Below are 7,963 nucleotides of genomic sequence, written 5' to 3'. Positions count from 1 at the left end.
AGTAACAGGACCACCGTGATGGACGTGGAAGCATCACCGACCACCGCCACAGTCAGCGGCAGAATCGTCACACCCACCTGCCAGAATCAAACACACCAGGCAGCCAGTAAGCCCCGATCACACCAACGAAACCGCCTCATGAAAGATCGAGGCTAACAGCACACCAGCCAAAGCTGAGCAGCGCCACCAACTTCCTGATCAGCTCACAATCGATGCCTCTATTGGGTCCAGTCGGGGTGTGACCGGTTTAGACCGGGGTGATACGTACCGGAGGTGGTGAAGCGGGTGTCAGGTGATGGGTCAGAACCGAAGATTCGAGAATTTTTACGCCCGGGCAATGGATGAGCAGATCGAGGAGTTCGTGATGCGCGAGGAACTCATCATACTCACCGCGGCCGAACTCGACCTCGAGAACACTCCTGCCACCGACTTCCCGGAACCGCGCCGGGTGTACGCGTGGATCTGGTACCCCTCTAAGGCCTTCCGCATACAGGCCCACGCCGTCTCCTACACCAGGACCGCCGTGAAGATCCGGTTCCTGGAACCCCTCATCCAGATCCACCGGGAGGGCTGGGTATGGCTCAATTCCGTCACCCCCGCCCCCGCCGATGAATCCGATGACGAATCGACGGACAAATCTCCTGACAGGCCCACTCCCCCGCACCAGTAATCCACACCACGCACACCGGGCATAGACCTGATATGAGCCCTGGTGTAAGCCCGCGAATCAGCTGGCAACAAACCAGCAATCAGCCACACGTAATGGTTTGGTGCTTTTCGAGTAATACGCAGGTGTGCAGGACATATTCGTTCTGCGATAGAGTCGATGAATGGGGATTAGCAATTTACTGTCAACGATTCTAGGAGTAACCAGATAATGGCACAGCGCGTACAGGTCGAACTTGTCGATGACCTCAACGGAGAAATCGCCCAGGAAACCGTCCGTTTCGGGGTCGATGGTACCGAGTACGAGATCGACCTGACCACGGAGAACGCGGAGAAACTCCGTACCACCCTCGCCCAATACGTGGATAAGGCACGCAAAGCCACCGGCAGGAAAAGCCAGCGGTCCTCGACATCCGGGACGTCCACGAACCGGTCCAAGCGTGAAGACACCCAGCATATCCGCCAGTGGGCCCAGGACAACGGCCACAACCCCAGCCCCCGCGGACGGATCAGTCAGACCATCCTCGACGCCTACACCGCAGCCCACTAAACCCCTCCCCCAGCTCCGACACCGGCTTCCAGGGCTGGTTCAGCCCTGGTCCTGGGCCGGCCGGTCGAAGCGTGCACGCACCTCAGCCGGCGGCAACCGGAGCACCTGGGCGATGTCGTCCCAGGATCCACCCTCGTGGCGGGCGAGGCTGACGGCGGCCGCCATCTCCCGCTCCGCACGCAGCAGCTTCTCCTGATGACCTTCCAGCAGATCCCGCCAGCCCTCGATCAGCCAGCCCCGCCCGAACATGTCTTCGTCATCGGAAAGCTCAAAACAATCCCCGAGCAACCGGTACGAGTGAAGCAGTTTCGCAGCCTCATCCGGGCCGAGATCATCGAAGTCATTAGTATCGCTGGGCCCGGCGTATGGCGGTTTCCTCATCAGCTGGACTCCTCCATCATCGGCATTATGGGGACGGCCGTCCCCCGGTGTACAACGGTAGTGAAGGCCCCCCACGTCTCCCTGATCCCCCCAATCAGGCAGCCGGCCGGGGCCTTCCCCATCTCCGGCATCAATGATCCCAGCAGCACGCCCTCCACGGCTGCGGGTAGGGCCTTCGCGCTGCCTCCTGACCGCCTGCGCACAGTCCAAGCCCTCCCCGCTCCCCTGCTTAGCCCACACACACCTGGACTGCACGAATCAACCCGACGCCTGCAGACAACCACCCAAGTCACCGACACCCAAAAAACTCACCTCGAGAAAGCAGTGGCCGCGCACAACCTCCCTCGAGTGCCTGACCGGCATTACACCGTGAGTGCCACACCATCAGAAGTGAACAAGCGCCAGCACCACTCCCCCATTGTTCGCAGCCACCACCCACTCCATCGACCACTGCTCTCGCCACACTCAACTCGAGGCAGGATCACCCGACAACATCGTGCAGGCCGGCGCGAAACACCAGCCCTCCACAACCTAGGCACATCCCCAGTCAAGAGCATACAGAAACACAGATTGCTGTGTATGCGTATTCACGCATACACAGATGGCAGTATAGACAGATTTACAGATCAACAGACCCGTATTGGCCATCCACGCACCGTTGATGGCTCGACATGTAGATTCGACCCACCGAGTTCAGGATTCACGACCACCACTCCCCTGGTCCGGGCGGACACACCCTGGCACTCAACTGTCGTAAGCCACAGCCGCGAGCTCTCGCCTCTACCCTGCTCTAGCACTCTCCCATTTGCCGCACTGGAGGCCTACGCGCCAAAACTGAACCGCTCGGGGCCACTCGCCTTAAGCCTGACTTGGAGCGGTGCGCCAAGTTAGGCCTTCCGCCGAGCATGGATGGCGACTGCATGCAGCTGCGGCCTACGTCTGTGTTTACGCGTTTCTGTTTTTACATTTTTCTGTGTTCACGCGTATGGCATCCCGGTTTTTCGCGCGCCTCGCGGCTTCCAGTTGCGGGAATACGCAGATCTCGGACCAGCGGATTGGATTTTCGGAGGCGGACCCGGAATTGCGCGGTGTTGCCAGGACACACTGTGTTCAGCGGTGCTCACCCCGTCAACACGGAAATCTGTTTTCACGGCTTTCTTTTGATACGGCTTTCTGTGTTTCAGTTGCTTCAGGCGTGTCCGACACCTGAGCGAAGGGAGGCAGGGGGACCCTTGGACTGCCGTGAGTCCGGCGCACAGCCCGCAAACAGTGCTCAAGGGCGCAGTGTGCTCCAGCCCTCGCGTCAGCAGATTCACCGACCGTTGAAGGTCGACGCGTGTTTCTGTGGAACTGTATTTCTGTGTATCTTCATTTACGGATGCTCAAGTTTGCGGAACAGGGACTTGCCTGCATCTGGGCCTTCACGTGACCCGTCCCTGTGACTGACGCTTGCGAGGTGGGGGCCAGGTGTAGCTGCAGGGGTCATCCGTGTTTACATATTTCTGTGCCGTCGTCAGTACTCATCCTCACCATCTCTTATGGTGGGGGAGTGGCTGCCTGCTCAGGCCGCGAGATTCGGCAACTCCATACGATCAGGAGTCGCACATCCACCATCGGGCTAGCTATCCGGGCGTATTTCTGTGTTTCTTTATCTACGGATTGCTTGCTTCCCTGGAAGCAAAACTCGACTGGGCTCAAAAGCGAATGCATGAGGGCCAGCCAGCAGGCCGGCCCTCATGCAATACGAAGGTCCCCTTTGTGATCACTGAGACTATCCGTGTTTACGTATTTCTGTGCAAGCGTGATTGCTCATCGTTCGGCGTCAGGCGGTGGGGGAGTGGCTGACTGCCCGGACCGCAAGGCTAATCGGTAATTCCGTCGATGAAGTCCCGGAGGATCTGTGCCATGGGGACTCCAGTGTCCATGGCTCGCAGCTTCAGCTTGCGGTGCTGCGCGAGCGTCAGGTCAAGGGTGAGTCGCTTCGCGTAGTCTTCGTTGGCGTTCTTGAAGGATGAGGAGACTGAGGGTCCGTTGCTCGAGAGCGCCGGGTCGATCGTGGTCACCTTGGGTGCCATTCGTTCTGCGAGTGATGGCTTCTTAGCTGGCGATGCCATTGTGTACCTCCAGTAGGTCGAGTGCTACCTGGTCGTAGCCGTGCAGGTTGGTCGGAATGGTGCCGTAAGCGTTCTTGATGTCTTCGCGGAGTGGGATGTAGGCGTCAATGACAGCGGCACCAGCGTTCTCGAAAGTCTCAACTGCTATCGCGAGGCTTCTAGTGTTCAGTCGCGCGCGGACAATGAGCACGGCGGCGGGCTTACCGGCTCGTGCGGCAGCCTCAATCGAGGGCCACACCCGCTGGATGTCCATCGCGGATGCATCGGTAGGGATGACCACGACATCTGCGCTGGCAATGGCGGCGTCGATGACTTGAGGGTTGCCTGGGGGAGTGTCGATCACGCTGTGGTCGAACCCATGAGTGGCCTTCTCCATTGTGCGTTGATTGACGACTCTCACAGCGAAGGGCATCAACTCCCCGCTCTCTTCGATGAGCCCCGTCCAGTCTGATGCGGACCCCTGAGGGTCACCGTCAAGCAGCACGACCGTGCCTTTTCTCGCCAAAGCAGCAGCGATGTAGATGGAGCTGGTGGTTTTCGCTACTCCACCTTTGAGGTTTACGAGGGCAACTTTCATGCCTCGAGCCTAGCACTGAAACACAGAAATACGGAGGCACAGATAGCCGTGTCTCTGTTTTTGGGGCAGTAGCTTCATCCACATGCGTCCTAGGAACCACCAGAGGGTGCGACAAGCAGCAATGTCGCGTTCTACCGCTGACCCAGCCGTCGCAAGGCTTTCCGACCGACCCCCAGGGAGTTAACCCCTGGTAGGGGAGTGGGGCTCGATGTCGGGGGAGCCCAGTACGTTGTGCCGATGACTTCAGCTCCTCGTCCTGGGTGGCACGGTATTCCGCCGAGCGCAGACCGCTTCGTGCCTCCGCTACAGCTCGACGCGCCCCATGGGCCGGTAACGGAGCCGGTTAGGGCGCCGGCGCTGTGGGTTGCGCTGGAGTACCCGGATGGCGGGAAGCAGACCGTGAAGGGTTTCGCGATGGCGTGGACCCCGACCGCGGTGTACGCGCAGTGGGTGGAGTTCTCCCGTGCCCGTGAGGCGTGGGTACGCCCGGATCAGTGCACCCGCCGCGAGATCCCGGTCAGGAACCGCTCCGGGACCTAACCGGTGGCAGTACTGGACTCGGGTCCGTGGAGGCTGTGCACACCCACTGCTCGCTCAAGGTGAGATCTCCGTGTCGGTGACGTGGTGGGTGGGTGCAGGCGGGCTGATGGTTCCTGCTGTCCACGTGTGTGCGGGACAAGCAGCGAAGCGCCGGGGGCTTGTGCCGTGCCCAGGTGGGCAGGAGGCTCAGCACAGCGGGGACACCGGTGAACGGTGAAGACGCCCGTTAGGGGGTCTTGTTGTCCTTCCGTCGTTTGGCACGAGGCCCGAGGATTACTCCGGCGAACAGAACCAGCGCTACGGCGATGACGGTTGCGATTTCCATGACTGCATTCCTTCGATGGTGACATCGTGGCGACCTCTGAGTAGGCAATCCCCATGGGTCAGCACAGTCAGCGCAAGTCCATCACACCTCGGGGTGTGGTCGGAGCGAGGAATCCGTGGTCGTTAAGCGGCGTGCCAGAGGGAATGTTGATGCTCGTCGTCGTCCTCAAGGGGCGGTAACCAGTAGTCGTCGCGTTCCGGGTCGTGCAGGTCGTGTTCTTCGAGGCGGGGGAGTAGGTGCCGGTCGAGCCAGGCGTGCCAAGCGGCGCGTTCCTTGCGGTAGCGGGTGATCTGGGCTTCGCGGTCCTCGGTGGCGCCGAGCCGGTCGGCGAGCTGGTGGAGGTTGGTGGTGCTCACGACCTCCCAGCGGCCGTGGTGCCGGCGGATCATCTGCAACGTTTCCATCCGGGCCAGGTGGTCGGTGAGGGCGCGCCGGCTGATGCCGGTGGTGCGGGTGAGGTCCGCGGTGGTGGGGGAGTGGCGGCCACGTTCGATGCCCTCATACGCCAGGGCCGCGACGTCTCCCAGGGCCCGGAACACGGGCCGAATGGCGTGAATTTTGCCCTTGCGCCAGGTCAGGTCACGGGCAAGCTGCTGGAACTCGGCCGGTAGCTGCACGGCGTAGGTGTCGGCGTTCCGACCGCGTCCCCGGTCGATCCGGGTGAGGATCCCAGCTGATGCGGTCTCGAGCAGGGGCAAGAGGCGGGCGATGGTGACGTGGTCCTTCCCGAGTGCGACGGCGAAGGTCCGGCAGCCGACATCGAGGAGGTTGGTCTGGTTGGTCCTCATATACGCCAGCACAGCGCGGATGAGGAACCTCAAGCTGATCCCGGCACGACCCTGATCTTTGAGCCTGTGATCGAGCACCGCGTAGAGAACATTTTCGAGATCGTTCACGAGCTCGTGGATGGAGGTCGGGCTGGGCGCTGGTTGATGCGGCTGAGCCGGTTGTGGGCTGCCCCCCGTGAGTGAAGTAGGGCTTGTGGTGAAGTTATGCGCAGTCTTCTTCCCAGTGCGCTGGAAGGGGTTCTTCGGTCGGGCTCCGGACGTAGCTCGGGCCCTGGGGCCGGTGGGTGTCTGGGTGGCGGTGAAGGATTGGGCTTTGGCCCACTCGATGGGCAGGAGCCGGTCGATCTTGGTGCCGTAGAGGGCGGTGAGGCCGGCGTACTGCTCGTCCATCCCGGCGCGGACCTGGTCCAGGCTCCAGCGGCAGGCGGCGAAGTGGTTCAGGACCGCCATGCGGGCCTCGGAGTCGCTGGCATACCGGCTGGCCTCGTACAGACCTGTACGGGCCACCACGCGCAGCGGCGAATTATCGCCCGTCGTCCTCCCAGCGGCCTGTGCCGGTGCGGCGGCTTGCAGGACGGCGGTCGCGGCCGCAGCGCGTGTCTGGGTGCGGCGCCGGGTCTGCTCGAGGCAGTACAGCTCCGGGGCGAGGGCCTTCCGCAGCGCGGCCACCGCAGTGGCGGGGTTGCGGCGGGCGAGAATCCCGTGAGCCTGCGTGAGCGGCGTGATCAGGGTTTGGTGGCCGCCGGACTTGTGCGCGGATCCCGGGACACGGATGCACCCATCGGTGATGTTCTGGTGCGGGCTCGGATCAAGGCTCGGCGCGCGCACCCCAAGCGCTTCCACAAGTGAACGCGCCTCAGCCGCTGTGATGGCCTCCTGCAGGGGCACGTACAGGTGCCGGCCGCCGCTGGGGGACCGGTCCTCGACGAAGGACAGGCCAGCGGCGCCAAGAATCTCGCCCAAGCGCGCGGCGTCGTCGTCCACGACGGCCTTCCGTGCCTTGGAGGTGTCCAGGTCAAGGCACAGGGTCTGCACCGAGCCATCGACATCGTGGATTAGCACGGCCGCCGGCTTGGAGGGCAGGGCGCCGGTGATGCGCAGCGGTGTACGCGGGCGCGGGTACTGGAAACGATCCCCAATCCATCGGCCGACCCGATAGATGGGCTGACCCGCGATCAGGGGCGCAAGAACCCATGCAGCTGCATAGTGTGAATCATCACGGCGCGGCGCGGCATAAAGAGCTGGAGGTGCTTCGAGCACTCGGTGTATGCTTTCGACTAAGGGCACGACCTGAAAAGGACGTACTCGGTAGAGCGCGTCACCCGGAGCTTGGCGGCGAGTGGGTGAAACGCTTGGAAACTTGAATATGAAGAGGCCCGCTTCGGCGGGCCTCTTTTTTATGAAGCCTTGGAGAGTGGGAGTGCCTCCTGGCTTGTGATCTGGTCGAGGTTCATGGACGCCAGCTTTTCGGACATCACCTCAGCGATGAACGAGCTGGCCGATGTGCCCAGCGCTTCTGCGATGGCGAAGAGCTTCTCTGCTTCGGCAGTGGGAATCCGCGCGGTAACGACGTGGCGATCGCCCTTGGATGGGCGGCCAACCGACCTGTTCCTCTGAATAGCCATACAACGCACTCTAGATTTCTGAAATGGATTAAGCCCATACCCGGCGGGCGTGTCGCCCTTAAATCTGCTCATGTTTCGCCCGCTTGGGCTCTGAGACCGGCAGTCCACGAGTCCTTGGAGCTGTCGCGATCCTCGATGGAGATGGTTGCAGTCAACGCGAGTACTCCAGTTCAACCAAATCGCCGTCTGCGTCACAGGCAGTCCGGATAGTGCAGCGTGCGCAGTGTAAGAGGCTGCCAGCACGGCTTGGCGGTGTCGGTAGAGCAAGCTCATCTGCACGCAGCACCTTCCATTGCTAGTTGGCTTGGTGTCAACCGGTGGAAGCAACATTGTCGGTGAGTAGTCGAGTGAAGACTTCCCGGGGAGTGAGGTAGCCCAGGGTGGCTCGGGGTCGGTC

General features: G+C 61.8%; 8 protein-coding genes. 3 read left to right on the top strand and 5 right to left on the bottom strand.

Annotation, left to right across the window (positions count from 1 at the left end; genetic code table 11):
• Positions 1–337: 337 nt before the first annotated feature.
• Positions 338–670, top strand: a complete 333-nt coding sequence (locus IWX63_RS16035; protein ID WP_199279156.1) for a hypothetical protein — start codon at positions 338–340, stop codon at positions 668–670.
• 207 nt (positions 671–877) lie between these two features.
• Complete coding sequence (locus IWX63_RS16030; RefSeq protein ID WP_199279155.1) at positions 878–1,216, top strand: histone-like nucleoid-structuring protein Lsr2; 339 nt, start codon at positions 878–880, stop codon at positions 1,214–1,216.
• A gap of 39 nt (positions 1,217–1,255) precedes the next feature.
• Here the strand turns inward: IWX63_RS16030 and IWX63_RS16025 are convergent, their stop codons facing one another.
• From IWX63_RS16025 to IWX63_RS16015, 3 genes are all read right to left on the bottom strand, one after another.
• The gene (locus tag IWX63_RS16025; protein WP_199279154.1) at positions 1,256–1,597 is read right to left on the bottom strand and encodes a hypothetical protein; all 342 of its coding nucleotides are present in this window, start codon (positions 1,595–1,597) and stop codon (positions 1,256–1,258) included.
• 1,862 nt (positions 1,598–3,459) lie between these two features.
• A complete protein-coding gene (locus tag IWX63_RS16020) occupies positions 3,460–3,672 on the bottom strand; it encodes a hypothetical protein (protein WP_199279153.1) in 213 nt (70 codons plus the stop codon).
• Between the two features lie 22 nt (positions 3,673–3,694).
• The gene (locus IWX63_RS16015; protein WP_199279152.1) at positions 3,695–4,288 is read right to left on the bottom strand and encodes an AAA family ATPase; all 594 of its coding nucleotides are present in this window, start codon (positions 4,286–4,288) and stop codon (positions 3,695–3,697) included.
• 414 nt (positions 4,289–4,702) lie between these two features.
• On the opposite strand from IWX63_RS16015, the gene IWX63_RS16875 reads away from it, so the two are divergent.
• Positions 4,703–4,828: a hypothetical protein gene (locus tag IWX63_RS16875; RefSeq protein WP_334685939.1), complete on the top strand. Its 126-nt coding sequence runs from the start codon at positions 4,703–4,705 to the stop codon at positions 4,826–4,828.
• A 447-nt stretch (positions 4,829–5,275) separates the two neighbouring features.
• Here the strand turns inward: IWX63_RS16875 and IWX63_RS16010 are convergent, their stop codons facing one another.
• Positions 5,276–7,003, bottom strand: a complete 1,728-nt coding sequence (locus IWX63_RS16010; RefSeq protein ID WP_199279151.1) for a hypothetical protein — start codon at positions 7,001–7,003, stop codon at positions 5,276–5,278.
• Between the two features lie 335 nt (positions 7,004–7,338).
• Positions 7,339–7,566 (bottom strand): hypothetical protein, encoded by a 228-nt coding sequence (locus tag IWX63_RS16005; protein ID WP_133083018.1) that lies wholly within the window; start codon positions 7,564–7,566, stop codon positions 7,339–7,341.
• Between the last annotated feature and the right edge of the window lie 397 nt (positions 7,567–7,963).

This window comes from Arthrobacter sp. CAN_A2, assembly GCF_015752045.1.
GTDB lineage: Bacteria > Actinomycetota > Actinomycetes > Actinomycetales > Micrococcaceae > Arthrobacter_D.
Note: the sequence above shows the minus strand (reverse complement) of the source record. Positions and strands in the feature narration are given on the sequence as shown.